Origin of the sequence: Vibrio sp. FE10 (genome assembly GCF_030297155.1) — a bacterium.
GTDB lineage: Bacteria > Pseudomonadota > Gammaproteobacteria > Enterobacterales > Vibrionaceae > Vibrio > Vibrio apostichopi.
The window spans coordinates 1,313,256-1,334,215 of the sequence record NZ_AP028068.1; the positions used below are offsets into that span (position 1 = coordinate 1,313,256).

A 20,960-nucleotide genomic window follows, 5' to 3' on the forward strand; every position below is an offset into this window, starting at 1 on the left:
AGTTTAAAAATGAAGAGCCGCTTTTTAGCGGCTCTTTTTTGTCTGAAATTTGGCAAGTGGCGACAACGTGGCGACAGATTTGAAAGAGGGGCATGGAGAATTGCTTCAGATAGGTGATCAGGCGCGAAGTGGGCATAGCGCATTGTCATGCTGATACCTGCGTGGCTTAGAATGTCCCTTAGCACTAAAATATTGCCGCCATTCATCATAAAGTGACTTGTGAACGAATGACGCAAAACATGAGAAGCTTGCCCTGAGGGCAGGATGATGCCCAGTTTATTCTTTAATATGTAGCAGAAAGGCGTATAGCACTCTTCAAATAACATTCCTGATGTTGGTTTGTATATCTCGTTGTAAAGCCCTTCAGAGATTGGTACAGAGCGATTCTTCTTAGTCTTGGTGAACGTAACCTTATATTTGCTTAACTGAGCGCCTTTCAGCTGAGCATCTTCATTCCAGCGAGCACTAGTGGCTAGGCATAGCTTCACTATTTTCTGCATATCTGTTCGACTGTGTTTAGATACATGCTCAAGTAACAAAGTAATGTGATCTTTATGAAGAAAAGACACAGTGCGTTCGTGATCTTTAAATGGCTTCACTTCTTCCAATGGGTTCGGTCCTTTCCACTCCCCAATCTCTTTTAACTTGCTGAACATTGCCTTAAATCGAGCGAGTTCAGAATTTAGCGTTGCGATACTAGGCGCCCCTTTTTGCCAGCGCGCATCAACAAAGCTAATTTTTCCACTCATTCGGTTACTTCTGAATTCAGAGTATGTTTTTGCATCGAAAACGGTCGCTACAGGGTTACCTATCGCGTTAGCCATTCTTAGAAATTTACTATGAATGACATTGCCTTTGGTAAGGGTTGCACCATAGTGCGAGTACCAAAGCTCAATAAGTTGAGAAAGCCTACGATGATCGGGCTTGTCACCCATCCACGGCTTATCCTCAAACTCTTTCATTGTGTGAAGCTCAAAGGCTTTAGCTTCGCCCTTCAGTCGTAAACTTCTTACGAACACGCTTTCCCGCTCGCCCGTTTGGGTAACATTCGCAGATCCAAGGTTTGAAGTAGAGCTATGTAATTAAAACAACAGGACATATTTTTACGAGCGATGGAGTTCATTATAGATGCTGTAGCACTCAGCACTGAAGGTGAAAGCAGAGCTGATGTAGGTATTTATTTGATGAGTTTATTGGGTGCAGACCAAAAATAAGAGTTGAAGCCTGAGAAGTTAGCCGCAATTAAGCAGTTGATTGAGATGGCTGACGATGTCGATGGGAATAGATTTGAGTTATGATTGCTTAAACAATTAGTTGCGTAGGTAGTTATGATCTCAGATAAGGTGATTAGTGGTATTGAGAATGGTGAAATATCTCTTTGGATATTAGGGGTTATAGTTGCCATAGCTGTGCTTAAAAGCCATAAAGAGATCTTTCAAACTTTTATTGATTTTAAGGCTAATAAATTTAAAAAATTAGAAAATGCTATTGCTTGTGAATGGGTCAGTGACGATAAAAAGGACATCTTCAAGGCAGAGTTGGAACAATTACATATAGCTGAAGCCTGTGGGATTAAGTGTTCAGTAGACATACGAAATGAGCTTTTAGATATTTACAGTACAAGCCAGAAAGGTATTCGTTTACTACACTTTCAGCGAGCTGCTAGTTTGGTTAGATTAGAAAGCGGTGAGTTGCTTTCAAACATCAATAATCTACAAAGATATTGGTATTATATCGAGTTGATCACAGGTATTTGTTTGTGGGTTATAACCATTCCCGTTATTTGTATTTTGGTCTACGCAACATTGAGCTCTGGGGTAGAGTTCCCATCGGGTATTCTTTTGCTAATTCCTATAGCTGGATTTCTCGCGTATGACGGTGCGAAAATCATGTCTTTAAAACATGTGCTGACAGAGTATAAAACCTTACAAGAGCATACAGGATCTAAAGAATTGAAAGCTGCTGCTTAAGTTCTTGACGCTGATCTAGCGCCAGGTTTTTTATCATTTCAAAAGCTAACTGAGAAGTCGTTTTAGCCGAAGGGCTAAGAGTATGGCTGAAGGTTAGGTTCATCACGAAAGAATAGCCGCACTCGGGGTCACTACAACTACAATATAAATCGCTATAACCCGCTGAAATACGGTTTGATTTTTGTATGCGGGCTTTCTCGCCACACTCGGGGCAAACCACTCTCATATGACACCATGAACCTATTGAAATGATAGGCTCATAGTATTAAATTATGGTGATGATTTATACAGCGTTCTGAAGGGTTAAACACTTATGCTCAGAAGCGACATGTAGGGGGCGGTAATGTAGATTCGTTACTCAAATTGAGGTATAGATTGTTGGTTCTATATGTTTTTCTCGGGTTAACGTAGTGCCATTGTAATGTGTTATCGACATCATTATGAGATATGTTATCTAACACAATTTCACCACCTTCGGATTGAACTATTACTCCAGCTGCAATGCCGTTATATTTACCAAGCACCAAATTATGGACAACGTTTACGACACTGCCATTGTTGATGGTTGATTTATCTAGTTGTCCTACTAGAAGTCCGTTTTTTCCACTTTTTCCTAAATCATTTCTGTTAACTGAGCTATCTGTGATTTCGAGTAAACTAAGTGGTGTTTCGACTACGTTTCCAAATACCCCCCCAACGTAGTTAAAATCGCTATTTTTGACAGTTATATGAACGTCATTAACCTTTATATTGTTTGCGCCAGCGCCCTCTATTAACCATCCTGATACAGCCCCAATTTTGTCAGAATCTGTTGAGGTGCTTAAAGTACTATGTTGAACAACGATGTCTTTCAGCATAGCACTATCAGCTCTACCGACAAGCAAACCTACAGCCCAAGAACCTACAGCGTTTGAAATTGATGAATCGGTAATTTTAACGTTTTTAATAAGCCCGCCGTCTTGAAGCCCGGCCAAAGTTCCAACGGTTGTTGCTTTTTTATTTTGTGTATCAACTTGAAAGTTATTGATGTTTAGATTCTCGATTACCCCAGACCTAATTCTGGAAAATAAGCCAACATCACCTTTTGTTGCTGAAATTGTTAAATTTGATATCGCGTAACCATTACCATTAAAGTTTCCCGCAAACGATTTGGGCTTGGTATGAACGAATCCAGAGCAATCAATGTTTTGAACTAACACGTAGTCAGAGTTGGTTTTGTCTTCAAGATTGAGTAACTGTTCACAGCTGTCGATCTGAATGGGTGAAGCTGCAGCACCTAGAGATACGAAGCTTGATAATAAAAGGGTATTTTTTAGCATAACTGAGTCCATTGTTATGAGTTGGTTGTATTTGCGGTGTGAATATAAGGCTATCTAATTGATATGTATATTTAAGTAAGAAAGCTTTACGTATTTATGTGACATCAATTGTGTATTTGGGTGGGGAGCGAGAAAGGTCAAATTGATATGAAGTGGGCGCTTCAAGAGCGGAGGGTACTATGCCTAATCCACGTAAAACGCACTCCTGCTCATCTGCAGAGCTTTCGATCTCATCTTTCCTCAATTCTATTTAAGTGAAATTCTGCATTTTGTGAAGTGAACAATCATCAGCGACAGATAAGTTATTGATCATATAACAAATCAATGTGTATCCTCCCTCGCATCAGATTGCTACATAGAAAAGTTTTGTATTTAAATGCAGAAATTTTCAGTCTAATGAAGCTCTTTAGACCTTATGTAACGAAAATTAAATTAACCTAGTGGTAGTGAAATATGTCTATTTTACGGAATGTTATACTATCAGTATTTCTTATTTTGAACTTAAATGCACAAGCAGAAATTGAAAGTAGCTTGTACGTGAGCACTACGAAAGTCAGCATTGGAAATCTATTTAATTTTTATAATGATTTGGCTGTCGAAATTAAGCCTGAGTTAATGGTAATGAAAACAGACGTTAAGGTATCTTTAGTATCAGAGTACTTAACATCTCTTAGTGAAACAGAGAGACTTAACCTTGAAGGAGCTCTGAATATAATCAAAGATATTGAAGGCACTATTGGACATAAATTTAGAATAGAGACACCGTCTCAATTAATCGATTATATCGACGATGATAAGTTCAAGGTGTATGAATATATTTATGATAATGCTTGTGCCAAAGTGACTATTTTTACAGTTATGAAAGATAAACGTGAAATGGTAATAGAACTCCAATTGACGTCTCCTTATGATAGGGTGGAGCAATGTGGTAGCTATATGACACTAACGCAATATATGTATCTTGGTTCAATTCTTCAGTTTACGGAAGGAGTCAGAACAAAGCATTTGTTTAATAGTATCTACGAAAGCCTCAAGGCGGAGAAGTCTTATAAGTCCATTTTTGATGGGGTTTCGATCAGTGCTGGCTTCAGAGATGGAAAGACTTTAGTCTTATCTATTGAGCCAGAATACGAGTATGAATAATTTACAAGTTGCTTAAGAAAAGCCTAGCGTTTTCTATTTTAAATAAATCTAAGTTGGTGTAGTCATTGTGTCGAAGTTTGGAGGTAAAGTCGCTCCCTCTTAACGGTGTTATGTATCAGAGAGAAGATTATGAGATTTTTGAAACTATTTCCCCTTGTTTTAATAGCTGGGTGTTCGAATTTTCTGGACAATACGGGGTCATCAGAATATGTAGATTTGGTTCCAATTGAGGTTGTAAATCCAAGATACCCAACAGTAGCATATGAGAATAATCTATCAGGATATGTGGTCATGACGTTTAACATCAACAAGCAAGGGTATGTGACAGATATTGTTGTAATCGAATCCATCCCAAAGGGGATCTTTGAAAAGGTAGCTGTACAAGCATTGTCAAAATGGAAATATGAACCACTCAAAGATGTTGAACCTATTGCTCAAAAAGAAAAAATAGAGTTTAAAATCTAGTTTAAAGCAAGATTTGCTCAGACAGCCACCGCACCCGGTGGCTTTTTTACGCCTGTCTCACAGCCCCACCGAAAGCACGCACAACCCACAGAAAACGCACTCATCCTCCCACCTGAAGCGTTTTCGATCTCATTTCTTCGCAATTCTATTTCAGTGAAATTCTGTCGCCGCTATGGAAGGCTAACAAGCCGCTAGCCCTTTAGGAATAACGGGGCTTGCATTAAGTTAGTCGTGCTCAGAATGGCTTAAAGAGTGCCTAGTAAAATTGCGAAGAGTGCAAAAAATTGTAAGGAATTGAAATTCTGACGATCAGTGTTGATCTGGTTGGTTTTGTTAAGTGTCTGAAATGTAATGATTTTTGTATTTTTGGTCGGTTTTTTAATGATCGTTTGTGTTTTATGACGATCGTTTGAGTAGCTTCTCAGCCCTTATGAATAAAGGGCTGAGCGCAAATTGAAGAGAAAAACGTAATTGCAAAAAACATCACGCCACTTAGGCCGCAACATTGTTCAAATTGAAGGTTAAATGGAGATGTTTGGGTACTTCTGGGTCGCGGTTGACGGCGTCCATGAACATTTCACAAGCGGGTATCACTTCATTTTTTCAGTAAACGTAATCAAATTTAATAGGGTCACCACGCGTACCACCGTTTGGAATGATAGCAGCCAGTTCAACAGGGAAGCGATGGCCGGTGATCACCTATTGGGCGGTGACGTTCTTAATTTTCTCGTACTCATCTTTGGTCGCAATGTCGCCAACGGGTATGAGTTGAATCCCTTTCTCATTGCCGTTTGGAATGTTGATGAACATCGAGCGGAAGTTCCCCACACCACGGCTTGAAGCCATCTTCTGCTTTAAGTCTTCCTCATCGTCTTTACTCAAGTTCGGGTCAGTCGCATAGAACGATAAAGCCCATGTGCAAACCGTTCTTATAGTAACGGCGACGGAACGTAGTGGAGTCCTGGCTAAGCAAAGCAGATTGAACACAACCAAGGTAATCCTGTCCACCGTAGACTTGCTGAACTGGGTCGTATTGTTTGATGAATATAACGTCTTCTTTCTTGTAACTCTTTTGCTTGTCGTCTCGCTCTAAGAAAGCAAAATCACCGTTCTTACGTTTACGTAAATACATCGTAGGGATTGGCCATAGCCCAATGACTTTGCCAAAGTAGTTACGAAGCTTGAGCAGGGCAGTGTCACCAAATTCTAAGATGTCATGGACGGCCGATTGCATTTCTTGCTTCTGCATTCCACCTTGGGTGTAACGGCCCGCAATCATGTTACGGCGAGCCATTAAGATAGAGCCGTGATAAGCGTTAGCCCGAGTCAGTTTATTTAAGCCAGGTCTATCGAGTGGCGATTCCCAATAGTTCCCGTCTTCGTTGTAGTAAAGCTCGTTGTATTCGTAGTTGGTGAGCCAGAAATCACGGTCCATGATTTCTGGCTCACCAAAGCTAAACATCAAGCTTTCATCATTAGCGGATTTTTCGTGATTATTTCTGTTGTCTGTAGTGGCTTTGTTGCGTAATTCAATGGAACTAAATCCAGAACCTACGATCTGATCAGCTACGTTCAGTCCCTCTCGTAGCCCTTTGCATAAGCCTCGTTACAAAACAATTAACTGGAAGCAATACAACCAATCACTCATTAACCGCGGGTTTCTGACCTTTTGGATTGAGAAAGAGCCGCTTTTTAGCGGCTCTTTATGTTTGAGTTGTACCGTCCTAAATATGGTTGACACATTTCCAACATGAAATTGGAGAGTGTCATGAAAACAACAAGTAGACGTACTCAACGAGATTATTCTCTTGCCTTTAAATTGGCAGTCGTAAGCCAAGTTGAAAAAGGCGAAATGACTTATAAGCAAGCTCAAGAACGTTATGGGATCCAAGGTCGCTCTACCGTTTTAGTTTGGCTTCGCAAACATGGTCAACTAGATTGGTCTAAAGGAACAGAACAATCGAGAGCGTTAGGAGCGACTATGTCAAACTCTTCCTCAACTCAAACCCCAGAGCAACGAATCAAAGAACTCGAGCAGCAATTAGAAGAGACTCAGCTCAAAGCTGAGTTCTTTGAAGCGGTTGTAAAAGTCATGGATCGAGATTTCGGTGTCCGAATCTCAAAGAAGCGCAAGGCCGAGTTATTAAGGAAAAAACGGTCAGAAAGTTGACCGTCACTAAAGCTTGTCACTTCATCGGTATTACACGACAAGCTTTCTACAAGCGCTGTGTTACAGAAATTCATCAGACAAAGAAAGATGAATCAGTACTCGGTTTTGTGAAGGAGCAAAGGATGATGCACCCTCGTATAGGGGCTCGTAAGATCAAGTATTTACTTGCTCAGAATGATATTGAAATCGGTCGAGACCGCTTATTTTCTCTGCTGAGAATGAATCGATTATTAGTGCCGAATCGAAGGGCTTATCATCGAACCACAAACAGTAATCATCGCTTTTACTGCCATCCAAATCGAATCAAAGAAGGCTTAATACCGGAAAGACCAGAGCAATTATGGGTTGCAGATATTACTTATCTAGCAACGCGGTGTGGTAGTACTTATCTCAGTTTAGTGACGGACGCTTACTCAAGAAAAATCGTGGGCTATCACATAGGTGATGATATGAAAGCTCGCACGGTCAAGCAGGCCTTTTTAAACGCGTTGAAAGAGCGGAAGAATACAGGTGAGCTTGTACATCACTCAGATCGAGGTGTTCAATACTGCTCTGTGGAATACCAAGAGTTGCATCGACAGTATGATGTATCTTGCTCAATGACTGATGGCTATGACTGTTATCAGAATGCGTTGGCGGAGAGGATCAACGGAATATTGAAGATGGAGTATCTGTTGAATAAGCCTAATGATTTAGATGAAGCAAAGAAAATGGTCGCCGAATCAGTAAAAATCTATAATGAATATAGGCCTCACACCGCTCTAAAATACAAAACGCCCGATGAAGTACATCGAGCGTTTTAGTCAATCAAGTGTCAACCCATATCAGGACGGGTCAAGTTCTAGCTATCACTCAGTAGAGCGTTAACTTTCAATTCTTCTACTTCGCATAATTCGAAGGAAACAGTGCTCGTTTCGCTTCTTCATCACGTTCGGTTTTAAACTCAATGTCTTTGCCGGTTTCTCGGGCGCGAATTGCGGCTGGGCGAGTGTTGATGGCGTTAAACCAACGCTTCAAGTTCGGGTAAGGTTCTAGGCCTTCTTCACCAAGTACGACAGGCGCTTTATCAATCCAACCCCATGCAGCGACATCGACAATGGTGTACTCATTTCCGACGATAAATTCACGACCTTCCATATGCTTTTCTAACACTTCGTAGTGACGTTGTGCTTCACGTAGGTAACGGTTCACAGCGTAGTCTAGGCCTGCTGGTGCCGCATTGCGAAAGTGTACGGATTGACCAGAATAAGGACCAAGGCCACTCGCGATAAACATCATCCAAGAGAGTAGTTCAGCTCTGTCTTTTGGTTGTCCCCCAAGCTTGCCTGTCTTCTCTGATAGGTATAGAAGGATAGCGTTAGAATCGAACACGCGCTGCCCATCGTCTTCAATGGCTGGCGTTTTACCATTCGGGTTAATCAAACGATATTCCGGTGTGTGTTGCTCGCTTTTTAAGGTATCAACAGGAACAAGTTCAAAATCTAGGCCTGTCTCTTCTAGAAACAGAGCGATCTTCATTGGGTTGGGTGTTTGGTGAAAATAGAACTTAAGCATGGGGTAACTCCTTGTATTGGTGGTTCATTAAAACACCACTTGAACGATCGTTCAATAATTGATTTTGAATTATTTAAAAATAAGTCGATTCGTATTTAGCGGCCATACGTTTAGAACTTTGTTATTCGGGAAGGATTAACATAGAACAATTCGGTGTGTTGAATTTTAAGTTGTTGAAAAAATGAGCTTAAAGTTGCTGCTTGGATGTGTCGTTTCTGCGGAGTTTGAATTTGTGATGGGTGGTTTTCGGTGGAATAGGGCATATGGAATTCGCAGTCAGATATTCCAATATAATTGTTTTTCACTGCTTCAACTCAGAATTATCTGGATACACAGGTTTGCTGAGACGCTCAAAATCGTGATCTGTTGCCACACCTTATGCAACAAATGAATATAAACCTCGGAGATTCTGGTGTGGTTCACGGTTTTTTAATCTTAGGGACTTACATTGGTGAGCAAATCTGATGTGAACACTTAACGACACAGGATCTTTCCATGAAAAAGAACATTATCGCCCTCGCTCTTGGTGGCATGCTAGCCTTTGGCGCAACACCTTATTCTTTTGCTGCTAACGATGGCGCAGTACAGGCTTCTGCGGATTACGCGCAGTTGGTAACTAAGCGACAAGTTGTCGACCAATTACTTCTTGATGCGTTGCAGGCGTTTAAGTCTCCGGCAAGAATTTCTCACGCGGGCTTCACGGCTAAAATGCCAAGCAACATGGAAATTGTGACTAACCGATTGTTAGAGGCTTACCAGCTGGAACCTTACCGTACTGACTTGCTGATCTCGGCAGCGAACGCTCAGATCTACAACAAGAATGCAGAGCGAGCTATTGAGCTGTTTGAACAAGCACTGACGGTTGCACCAGATGATGTTGATCTTCACGCTTACCTTGCGGTTTGGCAGAGATTTGAAGGCAATGATAGTGAGTCCAACAAGCATATGGAGAAACTGGAAAGCCTGAATAAGGGTAAAGCAGAAGACATCAAACGTATTTTTGCTACGGTCGACCGTGTGCTAGAAACACCTCTTAAAGAGTCTGCAGATAAGGGGCTGTTGAGCGACCACGGAGCCATCGTCACTTTGGGTTACGCGCTTAATCCAGATGGTTCTATGCATGACATCTTGATTGAACGTCTTGAAACGACATTAGCGATGTCTAAAGCCAACCCAGACGCGATGATCGTCTTAACCGGCGGCGTGCCGAAGAACCATAAGACTGAAGGTAAGTTAATGGCGGATTGGCTTATCTCAAAAGGGGTGAGTAAAGATCGCATCATTGAAGAGAACTACGCGACCAGCACGGTAGGCAATGCCTTGTTCAGTAGCTACGCGCTTGCTCGTCATGATATTAAGCACGCGACCATTATCAGCTCGGCGAGCCACGTTCGTCGTGGTCAAACTCTGTTTGAAATTGCGAGCTGGCAAACTGGCCCTCAGGGGATTACGTTCGATACGGTTTCTTACCCAGACAAGCCGCTACAAGATCTTAAGAAAGCGAGTGGTGGTGAGCTATTAGGCATCTACCGTGATGCTCTTCGTACTTATGGCATGTGGAGCTACCGTTCTTACCCATTAGAGTCTCGCTAGGCTTAGCGTTACTTCACAGTAGGCAAAGTATAAGTTGTTAGTACAATCGAGCACAGCTAGATGGTATGCTGTGCTCCTACTTAATTTAGTGTTTCAAAGGCAAAAAAATGAACCCGATTTTAGCAATGTTGAAAGAGAACAATATCAGCGACGAGCAGATCAGCGAGATATTCAAGACGTTGACCGAGAACCCTCTTGCAGCAATGGCGACAATCAGCCAACTTGGTTTACCACAAGATAAGCTTCAAATGCTGATGGGTCAGGTAATGCAAAACCCTGCGCTAATCAAAGAAGCAGTTGAAGAGCTTGGCCTAGATTTTTCTAAGGTTGAAGCCGCTAAAGAGCAACTTCAAAAATAAGAGAGTTTGAATGAGCTGATATCGTCTTAGCTTAATCAAAATTCAATGAAAAGGTCGTTTAAGTTCAGCAATAGGCTGTCTTAACGGCCTTTTTTGATCTTGTTACTTAGCTAGCATGAATTTGATGAGCATTGAGTGTGACTCTAGGGAAGTGATAATGTAACGTTGTCTCTCTTACTTTAACCTAGCGAAATGTACTCCGGTGTTGCTCATGAAATCTAGCTTAAGCATTCGAACTTACACCAAGCAATTTAATACTCATGCTCATGATGGCCATCACCAATTGGTGTTGCCGATCCAAGGGAGTATCAACCTTGAGATGGTCGGGTACGTCGGCAAAGTGGCGGTGGGCGAGTGTGTGGTGATTCCAGTTACTACGGCTCATGCGTTTAAAGCGGACGAAGCAGCACGGTTTATTGTTGCTGATATGGCTGTGTTGCCTCAGCATTTGTTAGATCAAGATCTCTCTGTATTTGCGATTACGCCACCTTTGATGAGCTTCTTGCTGTTCGTTGAGAAGCAGTTGGAATATCAAGTCGACAGTGGCATTGAATCGTCAATATTGGATGTGTTCTCACTACTGTTAGAGCAACAACAAGTAAGTAAAAGCATCGACCCGCGTATTCGTGCGGTGCAAAGGCTCATTGCGGATAATTACGCCCAGCCTCTCTCAATTTCGCAGCTCGCAGAAACGGCGTGTTTGAGCCCCACTCAGTTTAAGAAACGATTTAAAGAGTGCCTTGGTATCAGTGCGCTTAAATACATCACTCGATATCGTATGGAGAAAGCGCAAGCCTTGTTAAGCCATACCGATTTGCCTGTCCAGTTGATCGCTGAAAACGTTGGGTATACTGATGTGTCTGCGTTCAGTCGCCGTTTCTCTCAGCACTTTGGAATGTCTCCAAGAGCGTTTTTAGGCTCGATGAAAGAGAGTCTTTCAAAACAACAATAGCGTCCGTTCTGCAAACTAACTTCATAGCATCTTCACTATTATCTAATTCAGAAATGAAAATGAACTGGGTAATAGCAATGAATCTCGCCATCAATCGTGTTAACGAATTCCAAAGTGGTATTTTAGCCATACTGTTTGCTTCTGTGTTGTGGGGTACGACAGGCACAGCCGCAAGCTTCGCGCCTGATCTCAGCCCATTGGCGATTGGTGCGTTTTCAATGGGTGTTGGTGGCTTACTGCAAGCAGGCCTAGCGTTTCGAAAGATCCAATCCGCACTCGACAAGCTTTTGCTGAACAAGAAATTGCTAGCGGTGAGTGCGTTGGCTTTGGCGGTTTATCCTTTGGCTTTCTATTCATCTATGAAGTTATCTGGTGTGGCGATTGGTACGGTCGTGTCGATTGCTACAGCGCCGTTCTTCTCTGCTCTCTTAGAGTGTCTTATCAGCAAAAAGAATAATATCAACAAACGCTGGTTAACGAGCTTTGCTATTGGCGTGGTGGGTATTGGGTTATTGGTGTTTTCTGAGTCGTCATCGGCGAGTGAATCTGGCGACGAACTGAAGCTTTTGGGTATTGGATTAGGTTTGGTTGCTGGCCTGTGTTACGCCATTTATTCATGGGCGACGAAGGCTTTGATAGACGAAGGTATTGAATCGCAAGCGGCGATGGGCAGCATATTTGGTTTAGGTGCAATGCTATTACTGCCAACGCTTTGGTTTACAGGGGATAACCTGTTCGCGTCGAATACCAATATATTGGTCGTGAGTTACTTGGCGTTAATTCCTCAATGCATGGGTTATATCGCCTTCAGTTTTGGCCTGCGACATGTCACCGCGAGCAGTGCTAACTTGATTACCTTGCTTGAGCCCGTTGTTGCAGCGGTGCTTGCCGTCTGTGTTGTCGGTGAGCTGATTCCTTTTACAGGCTGGCTAGGTATGTCTCTGATTGTGCTGTGCTTGTTTATACAGTCGAAGCCATCTAAAGGAACGTTATAAGTATTTGTTTTGTTGAGCCTAATTGAAATTTTTTCATGTGTAATTCTTATAATTGAATAAAATCAGTATCTCAGTTGTGAGAGTGCTGTTACTATCGCTATCAATAGTCGGGGGGCATATACCTTATTTGGTGTGTGCTGAGATCGTTATTCGAGACCCGTTGAACCTGATTCAGTTAACACTGGCGTAGGGAACTATGATTACTTTGCCTACGTGGTTCATCAATGTACTTTGATTGGTTTCACCTCCACACTCTCTCTGCGGCCAAAGTTCGGTTCTCTTACGTCTTTTAGACAGTAGGAGCGACCATGACACAGCATTCCAATTCTCAAGTATCACCTAGCAATACTCATGCACCAATAGATCGATCTTCGTCGATCAATACTCCAATTGTTTTAACCATTGCAGGCTCTGACAGCGGCGGTGGTGCGGGCATTCAAGCTGATATTAAGGCTATGTCTGCAACCGGTAGTTTTGCTTGTTCGGTGATTACCGCAATCACTTCGCAGAACACCCAAGGCGTTTCAGCCATTTTTCCAATCCCACTTGATCATGTCGCGAGCCAGTTAGATGCGGTGTTTACTGATCTCAATATCGTGGCAGTAAAAGTCGGCATGTTGGCAGATGCGCAAATCATTAAAGTCGTTGCGGACAAAATTAAACAATACCAACCTAAGCACTTGGTGATTGACCCTGTAATGGTCGCAACCAGTGGTGACCTTCTTTTAGAAAACGCTGCGATTACAACGCTAAAGCAAGAACTGATTCCTCTGGCAGACATCATTACCCCTAACTTGCCAGAAGGCGCAGCGCTCACGGGTAAAGCAGTCCCTGAAAGCGAAGCTGAAATGCAGGGTATGATTGAAGACCTGCGTGCTTTGGGTGCAAAAGCGGTACTTCTAAAAGGCGGCCACTTGGAGAAGGACGAAAACAGTAACGACTTACTGATTCTGCCAACCACGTCTGCTTTGATTAGCGCAAAGCGTTTTCCTACCAAAAACACCCATGGCACAGGTTGTACGCTCTCTTCTGCCATTGCTTCTTTCTTGGCTCAAGGCAACACGCTTACGCAAGCTGTCGACCTTGGCAAACAATACATTTCTCACGCTATTGCTCATGCTGATGAGCTACAAATCGGTCAAGGCCATGGCCCGGTAAACCACTTCTTCGCTGGACACGGTAATGTCCGTTAATACGATTGGCGTTCAACTCAGCAACGCGACCTTACGTTACCGCGATAGCGAGCACGCAACCTTATCGGGATTGTCGCTTAGCTTAAACGCAGGTAAGTGGACGGTGTTGCTGGGTCGAAGTGGTTGCGGAAAAACCACGGTGTTGCGTTATCTGGCAGGTTTGTTGGACGACAAGGTTGAATGGCAGGGCACATTGGCAACGTCCGATGAACGGCCTTTAACGGATCGCATCGCTTACATGGCGCAGCAAGATTTGTTACTGCCATGGCTGTCGGTTATCGACAATGTGTGCCTCAGTCATCGCTTTCAAAATCCCGCAGACAAGCATCAAAGCCAAGCATCTCATAAACAAGCTCAAACCAACCAAGCATTGGAGTTGCTGACTTCGGTTGGTCTGGCTGACTACGCGAATGCGATGCCGGATCAATTGTCTGGCGGTATGCGCCAGCGTGTCGCTTTGGCTCGAACCTTAATGCAAGACAAGCCAGTCGTGCTGATGGATGAGCCTTTCTCTGCGTTGGATGCAGTAACAAGACACAAGTTGCAAAGTTTAGCGTGTGAACTGTTAAGAGATAAAACCGTTGTGTTGATCACTCATGATCCACAAGAAGCGGTGCGTTTGGCGGATAACTTGTATGTGTTACAAGGCACGCCTGCAAGTGCTCAGTCACTGTCTGTGCCTAATACCGCTACACCAAGAGTACTAGATGGGGAATGTGCAGAGTTACAACAAGCCATCTTAGAGCAGTTGGAGCGTGATTATGAATGATCTAACGCGAAGTGAAGTTGGGGCTCGTTCAACCGACATAAAGGCTAGCACTGAACGCCCTCGCCAGATGAATCCCGTTATGCGTTTGCTCATCAGCGGTGCTGTGATTCTGGGCTTATGGCAAATGGTGGTGGTTATCTTCGAGATGCCGAGCTTCATTCTGCCAGCGCCTGCAGAAGTCTTCATCAAGCTCATCGAACGCTACGATGTGTTACTCAAGCACACTTGGGTGACTGCGCAGGAGATCTTACTTGGTCTATTGCTTGGTTTATCTATGGGGCTGTTTTTCGCCCTGCAGATGTTGATGTTCGAACCGCTGAAACGTTGGTTGTTGCCTATCTTAATTGCGAGCCAAGCGATCCCTGTATTTGCGATCGCGCCTGTGTTGATGCTGTGGCTTGGTTATGGCATCGCCTCAAAAGTCGTGATGGCGGCGATCATTATCTTCTTCCCCGTGACCACATGTTGTTACGACGGCTTGCGTAATACACCGACAGGTTACCTAGATCTTGCTAAGACGATGGGGGCATCGAAATGGCAACTACTGCGTTATATCCAACTGCCGGCTGCACTGCCAACACTGGCATCTGGTATTCGTGTTGCTGTGGTGATTGCTCCAATTGGCGCAGTGGTCGGGGAGTGGGTGGGTTCGAGTGAAGGGTTAGGTTACCTAATGCTGCAGGCCAACGCGCGCATGATCATCGACGAGATGTTTGCGGCCTTGTTCATCTTGGCGGTGCTGTCTATCTCGCTCTATTTTGTCACCGATAAATTACTCAAAAAGGCCATCCCTTGGGAAAACCAATGATGGCTCGCTCAATAACTCTTTGTTTAATAAAGCTTCGCTCAAGGCTATTTATCTAAACAAAACTTCGTTAAAAATTAGCTCTATAAACATAAGAATAATATTCAAAAGGAAAGGTTAACTGTGAAAAATACAAAATTGATAGGTGCAGTGGCACTGCTTGCTTCATTGGTTTCAGGTCATGCTCTAGCGGATTCTGAACAAAAGAAACTGACACTGATGTTGGATTGGTTTGTGAACCCGAACCATGGCCCGATTGTTATCGCTCAAGAGCGTGGTTACTTTGCTGAGCAAGGCTTAGACGTTGAAATCCAAGAGCCTGCCGACCCAAGCACACCAGCGAAATTGGTCGCAGCAGGTAAGGTCGATTTAGCCGTAACCTACCAACCAAGCCTAACTATGGATGTAGCAGCAGGCTTACCTTTAGTTCGCGCATCAACCCTGATCGCAACACCACTGAACACGCTGATGGTTTTGGATAACGGCAAGAACGATTCATTAGCGGATCTGAAAGGCAAGAAGATCGGTATTGCGATTGCGGGTAACGAAGAAGCGACGATCGGCACCATGCTAGCGCAAGAAAATGTTGCGTTTACAGACGTGCAAACCATCAATGTCGGCTGGGCGCTGTCGTCTTCATTGGCATCGGGCAAGGTAGATGCAATTTGGGGTGGCTTACGTAACTTCGAAACTAACCAGTTAGCACTTGAAGGCTTTAAAGCGAAGGCATTCTTCCCAGAAGAGCACGGTGTGCCAGCTTACGATGAGCTGATCTTTGTTGCGAACGCAAAGCAGCACGACGATGAAGCGATCAAAGCGTTCAACAAAGCACTTGAGCAAGCAACAACTTACATTGTGAACCACCCACAAGAGTCATGGAGTGAGTTTGTTGCGTATTCACCAGATACGTTGAACAACGAGCTTAACCAACGCGCATGGAATGACACGCTGACTCGTTTTGCGCTTCGCCCTTCAGCGGTTGACCTAAAACGTTACGATGATTACGCGCAGTTCATGTTCGACAAAGGCATCATCAAAACGCTACCGAAAGCAGAAAGCTACGTACCTGTATTTAACTGATTCGTTTTTAGCTATTCGTTTTTAACTAATTCGTTATTAATAAGATAACAGCTGTAACCGAGTTTGGTTGCAGCTAAGGAAACGCAATGAAATACCAAGACTTAATCCAAGCCTGTCAACAAGATTGGCAAGACTACACCGAGCACGCTTTTGTTAAAACGCTGGCAAACGGCACACTCGCTCAACCGTGTTTTCTGCATTATTTAAAGCAAGATTTTCTGTTTTTGAAGCAGTATGCCCGTGCTTATGCATTAGCGATTTACAAGGCTAAAACATTGGCTGATATGCGTCGTGCACTGCCAAGTGTTCATGCGCTGCTAGATTCTGAAATCTCACACCACGTGACTTACTGTGGTCAGTGGGGTTTAACGGAATCTGATTTAGAAAACGAACCTGAAGACTTCGGTACAGTGGCTTACACTCGCTACGTTTTGGATGCGGGCATGACGGGTGATCTTGTCGACTTGTATGCGGCACTGGCTCCGTGTTCTATTGGTTATGCCGTGATTGGTAAAGCACTTCTAGAAAGTGGTGATACCGTACTAGAAGGCAACCCATATGCGAGCTGGCTGCAACTGTACGGCGGTGAAGAGTTCCAATCTGGCGTAGCAACAGGCGCAGAGTACTTCAATCAACTGCTTGCTGAAATTGATATCAACAGCGAGCGTGGTCAGAACATCGTTCATATCTTTAAAACCGCAACACGTATGGAAGTGGCTTTCTGGCAGCAAGGGCTGAATGCACTTAATGACTCAACAGCGGCTTAAAAGCGACTTTCACGAATAAGGATTAATCCATGCTAACTGAACAAATCATCCAATCGCTGCGCGCAGTACGAGAGCAAAAACCACTGGTTGTGAACATCACCAACTACGTAGTGATGAACAATACTGCGAATGCTTTATTGGCGATTGGCGCTTCTCCTATCATGGCGCACTCACAACAAGAATTGGCTGAGATGATGTCATTCTCTGGCGCTTTGGTGATCAACATCGGCACGCTCGATAGCGTGTGGACGCCAAGAATGCGCTTCGCGGTTGAACAAGCGAATGCGAACAACAAGGTCGTGGTGCTTGATCCTGTGGGTTGTGGTGCAAGTACGCTGCGTACCGAGACTTCTCGTGAAATTGCACGTTTAGCGGATAAGTTGATCATTCGTGGTAATGCGTCTGAGATTATTGCTCTTGCGGGCGAGCAAGCACAAAGCAAAGGTGTTGATGCGTTAGATAGCAGTGATGCTGCATTAGGCGCAGCGCAATGCTTAGTCGCTGAATACGGTGCGAACGTGGTGATTTCCGGTGAGACAGATTACGTTGTCACGAAAGAAAGCGTTGTTACGTTAAACAACGGACATCCAATGATGCCGTATGTAACGGGCATGGGTTGTACCTTAACGGCGTTGACGGGAGCTTTCGCTGCTGTCGGTGATGACAGCGGTTTAGCTGCCGCAGCGGTATTGGGTGTGGTTGGTGAAATTGCTGCGGAGAACTCACGCGGCCCAGGTAGCTTGCAAATGAACTTGCTTGATGAGCTGTACCAACTAGATGAAGAGACTCTGATTAACCGTCTGAAGATTCAGTAGATTTAAACCAAGTTCTAAGCTTGCTCGTTATCTAATTTAAATTATCTCGTTTACTAAAAAGCCCCGAACGCATATGTGTTCGGGGCTTTTCTATTATTGCTTCAGAAGCGTGCTAACTATCTTGTCGAGTTAGTCATCTCGTTATATTAGCAATTGGCTTCGTTAGGTTCTAAAACGATTCACCTGGCTTTCTAAGTGATGAGCAACTTCAGTTAAGTCGCTTGCTGCACCAGAAATACTGCTGACTGACTCTTGGTTGCTCTGCGCAATGGTATTCGCACCTTGCGCGTTTTCACCTAGTGACTTGGTCAAGCAATCCTGCTCATCAACCGATACTGCGATTTGGCTATTGGCCTGATTCAAATCTTGGATGTGTTGATTAATCACATGCAAGTTCTGAGAAGCTTGTTGCGCTTGGGTTGAAGCATCCGAAACCGTGCTGTGGCTGACCTTAATAGATTCTAATGCATCTTTAGCGCCACGTTGTAACGAGGTGATGAGTTCATCAATCTGGCTTGCAGAATCTTGAGTACGCTTAGCTAAGGTTCTTACTTCGTCGGCTACTACTGCAAATCCACGACCTTGTTCACCCGCACGAGCAGCTTCAATAGCGGCATTCAACGCCAATAGGTTGGTTTGCTCAGATACGCCTTTGATTACTTCAAGAATGGCACCAATGTTCATCGACTCTTTGTGCAGGTCGGTCACTTTCTGGCTGCTGACCTGCATGCTTTCATCGGCGCTGCCAATTTCATGCAATGTCTTGTCTACTTCTTTAAGTCCCATCGCCACATTCTCGGTTGCTTGGTTTGCAACTTGAGAGGCGTGGTTAGCACTTGAAGCAATTTCTGATGTGCTCGAAGCCAATTGATCAACGGCTGACGAGATATTGATCATTTCATTGTTCAACTGTGTCGCGTTGGTCGAGCTGTTGTTAGTTACTTGATTAAGAGATTCGGACATCTCACCAATACGTACACTCGATCGGTTCACTTGGCCCACGATATCGCGCAGAGATTCAATGGTGATCTCCATGTTGGTCAGCAGTTCGCCAATCTCGTTCTTGCTCTCGATGTTCACTTCAACATTCAGGTTGCCCTGAGAAAGCTCATTGGTGATCTGTTTAACCTGTGCGATGCCTTTGGTGATAGAGCGAGTTACTAATACGGCGCTCGTCATACCAATAACCAAAGCCACGCCCGTCAGCAAGAAGATAATTTGAATCGAGCGTTTTTCACTGGCTTGCAGCTCTGGTGTTAACGCTTGTTTTTGTTGCTCTAGAATACTCTGAGCATCGGCTACCGCGATCGCTAAGCTATCGCCAATAGAGGCGAGGGTAGCGGTTCTTTGGGTGTTCTCAATCATCTGCTGATGAACTTGCTCAAAACCTTTCGCGTACGCTTCACGTTGGTTAGAGAAATCTTCAATCAGTTCACTTTGATAAGGAGATGATTTAAGAGATTCAATATCGCCTTCGATGCCTGGCAGTGCATATTCAAAGATATCTTTGCCAGCTTCATAGGTTTTTAGGTCATTGTTGTTTGAGTAACTTAGAACGGTTATCTTGGCGGCGAGAAAGTTCTCCATCAACATACCCGCATACAAGCTCGCGTTTGGATCGTTGTTGTTGTAAGACTCATACAACAAGCTCTGAGCGGCTTTTAGCGCGTTGGTTTCTCGCTTGACCATCTCAACATTCACCAGTTGGTCAATGAGCAGCTGACTCTGTTTCATTGAGCCATAAGCCGCATCAAATGCCGCAACGCTGTCTTGCACTAATTGTAGGCTCGATAAGCTATCGGTTTTGGTGGTGGTTTGAATTAAGTTGTTCAGCAGTTCATCAATCGCGAGTTTGCTTGATTGATAATTTGCTTCGTACTGCTCATCCAATGACTCTAAGTAGCGTTCAGAGGCTAAACGCATCTGAAGAAAGTGCACTTGGATGTTGCCTGATAATGTCGCTTTGTGGCTGAGTTCACTGTATTGGCTAAAGCCGTTCGACAAGGTTTGAATACCTTTGTAACTCACAAAACCTGAAATGACGAAAAAGAGCAAGCAGATGGCATAACCCAGCTTGATCTTGAGCGCTATAGAAAGGTGGCGCATAACTATCCCTATATTTACCTGATTCCTTCATAGCGAAGTATTTCATAAAACAGCATTCTGGGCATGCTTAAGTGAATAGTTTGTGTAATAAGTAACGCGTTAGTTAAAAAGTTCAGGTTTTTCGATATGCTTTCAACGAGTTGCGTATTTGAATTCACACGTCTAACTTGGGTAATTAAGTACTAACTTCCATGCACATGATGCGATTTGTCGGTAAAATGGCATAACATCAATTTTCGAAATCGACTCCAAAGGTACGCTATGAATCCTTATCAACTCTACTTGGTTACAGACGACCAACAAGATCTAGAAACGCTTAAGTTCGTGGTTGAACAAGCGGTCGCTGGTGGCGTCACTATGGTTCAAGTAAGAGAGAAGCATGGGGATGTGCGATCTTTCATTGAACGAGCTGAAGTCGTTAAGTCGGTTTTAGCGGGTTCTGGTGTGCCGTTGATCATCAATGATCGAGTGGATGTGGCGTTGGCCATCGATGCTGATGGTTTGCACTTAGGACAATCGGATATGCCGGCAGCGTTAGCACGCAAGTTGATTGGCCCTGATAAAATTTTGGGTCTATCGATTGAGACTGAGCAGCAACTACAAGAAGCGGATAGTTTGCCGATTGATTACATTGGCCTCAGCGCGTTGTTTGCCACACCGACTAAGACAAACCTTAAGAAACATTGGGGTTACGAAGGTATTAAAATGGCGTTGGACACAACCAAACTTCCGATTGTCGGGATTGGTGGCATCAACGAATCAAATATTCCTCAGCTGACTAAAACGGGCATTCATGGGTTGGCACTAGTGTCTGCGATATGTCACGCCGAAGACCCGAAAGCTGCGACAGAGCATCTGTTGTCTTTAATGAAGTGATATTGATTTGAAGGTTAGTTTTAACTGGC

The 20,960-nt window shown here is 43.8% G+C and carries 19 protein-coding genes, 4 pseudogenes and 1 riboswitch; of the genes and pseudogenes, 17 read left to right on the plus strand and 6 right to left on the minus strand.

What is annotated here, in order from left to right; genetic code table 11:
- Positions 1-74 precede the first annotated feature (74 nt).
- Positions 75-1,056: pseudogene (locus tag QUF19_RS22815) on the minus strand (phage integrase); the annotation flags it as partial.
- 56 nt (positions 1,057-1,112) lie between these two features.
- Here QUF19_RS22815 and QUF19_RS26510 point away from each other — a divergent pair.
- Both QUF19_RS26510 and QUF19_RS22820 read left to right on the plus strand, forming a co-directional pair.
- Positions 1,113-1,298: pseudogene (locus QUF19_RS26510) on the plus strand (hypothetical protein).
- A 30-nt stretch (positions 1,299-1,328) separates the two neighbouring features.
- Positions 1,329-1,970, plus strand: a complete 642-nt coding sequence (locus QUF19_RS22820) for a hypothetical protein (protein WP_286299787.1) — start codon at positions 1,329-1,331, stop codon at positions 1,968-1,970.
- On the opposite strand, the gene QUF19_RS22825 is transcribed toward QUF19_RS22820, so the two are convergent.
- Together QUF19_RS22825 and QUF19_RS22830 are read right to left on the minus strand one after the other, a co-directional pair.
- Complete coding sequence (locus QUF19_RS22825; protein ID WP_286299789.1) at positions 1,945-2,196, minus strand: Ogr/Delta-like zinc finger protein; 252 nt, start codon at positions 2,194-2,196, stop codon at positions 1,945-1,947. The two genes, QUF19_RS22820 and QUF19_RS22825, sit on opposite strands and share 26 nt — an antisense overlap.
- Positions 2,197-2,287: 91 nt before the next feature.
- Positions 2,288-3,289, minus strand: a complete 1,002-nt coding sequence (locus tag QUF19_RS22830; RefSeq protein ID WP_286299791.1) for a M26 family metallopeptidase — start codon at positions 3,287-3,289, stop codon at positions 2,288-2,290.
- 537 nt (positions 3,290-3,826) lie between these two features.
- On the opposite strand from QUF19_RS22830, the gene QUF19_RS22835 reads away from it, so the two are divergent.
- The gene (locus QUF19_RS22835) at positions 3,827-4,432 is read left to right on the plus strand and encodes a hypothetical protein (protein WP_286299793.1); all 606 of its coding nucleotides are present in this window, start codon (positions 3,827-3,829) and stop codon (positions 4,430-4,432) included.
- A 129-nt stretch (positions 4,433-4,561) separates the two neighbouring features.
- Positions 4,562-4,897, plus strand: a complete 336-nt coding sequence (locus QUF19_RS22840; RefSeq protein WP_286299795.1) for an energy transducer TonB — start codon at positions 4,562-4,564, stop codon at positions 4,895-4,897.
- A 492-nt stretch (positions 4,898-5,389) separates the two neighbouring features.
- On the opposite strand, the pseudogene QUF19_RS22845 reads toward QUF19_RS22840, so the two are convergent.
- A pseudogene (locus QUF19_RS22845) lies at positions 5,390-6,394 on the minus strand (phage portal protein).
- A gap of 95 nt (positions 6,395-6,489) precedes the next feature.
- Between QUF19_RS22845 and QUF19_RS22850 the strand changes: the two are divergent.
- Both QUF19_RS22850 and QUF19_RS22855 read left to right on the plus strand, forming a co-directional pair.
- A pseudogene (locus QUF19_RS22850) lies at positions 6,490-6,588 on the plus strand (IS5/IS1182 family transposase); the annotation flags it as partial.
- 77 nt (positions 6,589-6,665) lie between these two features.
- Positions 6,666-7,870 (plus strand): IS3 family transposase gene (locus QUF19_RS22855; protein ID WP_286295576.1). Its coding sequence is split into 2 segments (ribosomal slippage): positions 6,666-7,053 and positions 7,053-7,870, totalling 1,206 coding nucleotides; the frame shifts between segments, so codons are not numbered across the junction.
- A 76-nt stretch (positions 7,871-7,946) separates the two neighbouring features.
- On the opposite strand, the gene QUF19_RS22860 is transcribed toward QUF19_RS22855, so the two are convergent.
- Positions 7,947-8,621: a glutathione S-transferase family protein gene (locus QUF19_RS22860; RefSeq protein WP_286299797.1), complete on the minus strand. Its 675-nt coding sequence runs from the start codon at positions 8,619-8,621 to the stop codon at positions 7,947-7,949.
- 495 nt (positions 8,622-9,116) lie between these two features.
- Between QUF19_RS22860 and QUF19_RS22865 the strand changes: the two genes are divergently transcribed.
- From QUF19_RS22865 to thiM, 10 genes are all read left to right on the plus strand, one after another.
- On the plus strand, positions 9,117-10,214 hold the full coding sequence (locus tag QUF19_RS22865; protein ID WP_286299800.1) for an ElyC/SanA/YdcF family protein: 1,098 nt from the start codon (positions 9,117-9,119) through the stop codon (positions 10,212-10,214).
- A gap of 107 nt (positions 10,215-10,321) precedes the next feature.
- On the plus strand, positions 10,322-10,573 hold the full coding sequence (locus QUF19_RS22870; protein WP_009844829.1) for a DUF2999 family protein: 252 nt from the start codon (positions 10,322-10,324) through the stop codon (positions 10,571-10,573).
- Between the two features lie 211 nt (positions 10,574-10,784).
- Positions 10,785-11,525: a helix-turn-helix domain-containing protein gene (locus QUF19_RS22875; RefSeq protein WP_286299842.1), complete on the plus strand. Its 741-nt coding sequence runs from the start codon at positions 10,785-10,787 to the stop codon at positions 11,523-11,525.
- A gap of 77 nt (positions 11,526-11,602) precedes the next feature.
- Positions 11,603-12,520, plus strand: coding sequence for a DMT family transporter (locus QUF19_RS22880; protein ID WP_286303289.1), 918 nt, complete (start codon positions 11,603-11,605; stop codon positions 12,518-12,520).
- Positions 12,521-12,618: 98 nt separating this feature from the next.
- Positions 12,619-12,730: riboswitch (TPP riboswitch) on the plus strand.
- 98 nt (positions 12,731-12,828) lie between these two features.
- The gene (thiD, locus tag QUF19_RS22885; RefSeq protein ID WP_286299844.1) at positions 12,829-13,713 is read left to right on the plus strand and encodes a bifunctional hydroxymethylpyrimidine kinase/phosphomethylpyrimidine kinase; all 885 of its coding nucleotides are present in this window, start codon (positions 12,829-12,831) and stop codon (positions 13,711-13,713) included.
- Positions 13,703-14,482 (plus strand): ABC transporter ATP-binding protein, encoded by a 780-nt coding sequence (locus QUF19_RS22890; protein WP_286299846.1) that lies wholly within the window; start codon positions 13,703-13,705, stop codon positions 14,480-14,482. Before thiD ends, QUF19_RS22890 begins: the two co-directional genes overlap by 11 nt.
- A complete protein-coding gene (locus QUF19_RS22895) occupies positions 14,475-15,290 on the plus strand; it encodes an ABC transporter permease (protein ID WP_286299848.1) in 816 nt (271 codons plus the stop codon). Before QUF19_RS22890 ends, QUF19_RS22895 begins: the two co-directional genes overlap by 8 nt.
- A gap of 120 nt (positions 15,291-15,410) precedes the next feature.
- Complete coding sequence (locus tag QUF19_RS22900; protein WP_286299851.1) at positions 15,411-16,367, plus strand: ABC transporter substrate-binding protein; 957 nt, start codon at positions 15,411-15,413, stop codon at positions 16,365-16,367.
- Positions 16,368-16,453: 86 nt separating this feature from the next.
- On the plus strand, positions 16,454-17,134 hold the full coding sequence (gene tenA / locus QUF19_RS22905; protein ID WP_286299853.1) for a thiaminase II: 681 nt from the start codon (positions 16,454-16,456) through the stop codon (positions 17,132-17,134).
- 29 nt (positions 17,135-17,163) lie between these two features.
- Positions 17,164-17,949: a hydroxyethylthiazole kinase gene (gene thiM, locus QUF19_RS22910; RefSeq protein ID WP_286299856.1), complete on the plus strand. Its 786-nt coding sequence runs from the start codon at positions 17,164-17,166 to the stop codon at positions 17,947-17,949.
- 162 nt (positions 17,950-18,111) lie between these two features.
- Here thiM and QUF19_RS22915 read toward each other — a convergent pair whose 3' ends face one another.
- Complete coding sequence (locus QUF19_RS22915; RefSeq protein WP_286299858.1) at positions 18,112-20,055, minus strand: methyl-accepting chemotaxis protein; 1,944 nt, start codon at positions 20,053-20,055, stop codon at positions 18,112-18,114.
- 261 nt (positions 20,056-20,316) lie between these two features.
- Here QUF19_RS22915 and thiE point away from each other — a divergent pair, with 261 nt between their 5' ends.
- Entirely contained in the window at positions 20,317-20,931 is a 615-nt protein-coding gene (gene thiE, locus QUF19_RS22920) for a thiamine phosphate synthase (protein WP_286299860.1), read from the plus strand.
- Positions 20,932-20,960 lie beyond the last annotated feature (29 nt).

Coding starts and splice junctions, on each gene's coding strand:
- QUF19_RS22820 (WP_286299787.1), top strand. CDS start 1,329: ATGATCTCAGATAAGGTGATTAGTGGTATTGAGAATGGTGAAATATCT.
- QUF19_RS22840 (WP_286299795.1), top strand. CDS start 4,562: ATGAGATTTTTGAAACTATTTCCCCTTGTTTTAATAGCTGGGTGTTCG.
- QUF19_RS22830 (WP_286299791.1), bottom strand. CDS start 3,289: ATGCTAAAAAATACCCTTTTATTATCAAGCTTCGTATCTCTAGGTGCT.
- QUF19_RS22865 (WP_286299800.1), top strand. CDS start 9,117: ATGAAAAAGAACATTATCGCCCTCGCTCTTGGTGGCATGCTAGCCTTT.
- QUF19_RS22825 (WP_286299789.1), bottom strand. CDS start 2,196: ATGAGAGTGGTTTGCCCCGAGTGTGGCGAGAAAGCCCGCATACAAAAA.
- QUF19_RS22880 (WP_286303289.1), top strand. CDS start 11,603: ATGAATCTCGCCATCAATCGTGTTAACGAATTCCAAAGTGGTATTTTA.
- QUF19_RS22870 (WP_009844829.1), top strand. CDS start 10,322: ATGAACCCGATTTTAGCAATGTTGAAAGAGAACAATATCAGCGACGAG.
- QUF19_RS22890 (WP_286299846.1), top strand. CDS start 13,703: ATGTCCGTTAATACGATTGGCGTTCAACTCAGCAACGCGACCTTACGT.
- QUF19_RS22860 (WP_286299797.1), bottom strand. CDS start 8,621: ATGCTTAAGTTCTATTTTCACCAAACACCCAACCCAATGAAGATCGCT.
- QUF19_RS22915 (WP_286299858.1), bottom strand. CDS start 20,055: ATGCGCCACCTTTCTATAGCGCTCAAGATCAAGCTGGGTTATGCCATC.
- thiE (WP_286299860.1), top strand. CDS start 20,317: ATGAATCCTTATCAACTCTACTTGGTTACAGACGACCAACAAGATCTA.
- QUF19_RS22875 (WP_286299842.1), top strand. CDS start 10,785: ATGAAATCTAGCTTAAGCATTCGAACTTACACCAAGCAATTTAATACT.
- thiD (WP_286299844.1), top strand. CDS start 12,829: ATGACACAGCATTCCAATTCTCAAGTATCACCTAGCAATACTCATGCA.
- QUF19_RS22895 (WP_286299848.1), top strand. CDS start 14,475: ATGAATGATCTAACGCGAAGTGAAGTTGGGGCTCGTTCAACCGACATA.
- thiM (WP_286299856.1), top strand. CDS start 17,164: ATGCTAACTGAACAAATCATCCAATCGCTGCGCGCAGTACGAGAGCAA.
- tenA (WP_286299853.1), top strand. CDS start 16,454: ATGAAATACCAAGACTTAATCCAAGCCTGTCAACAAGATTGGCAAGAC.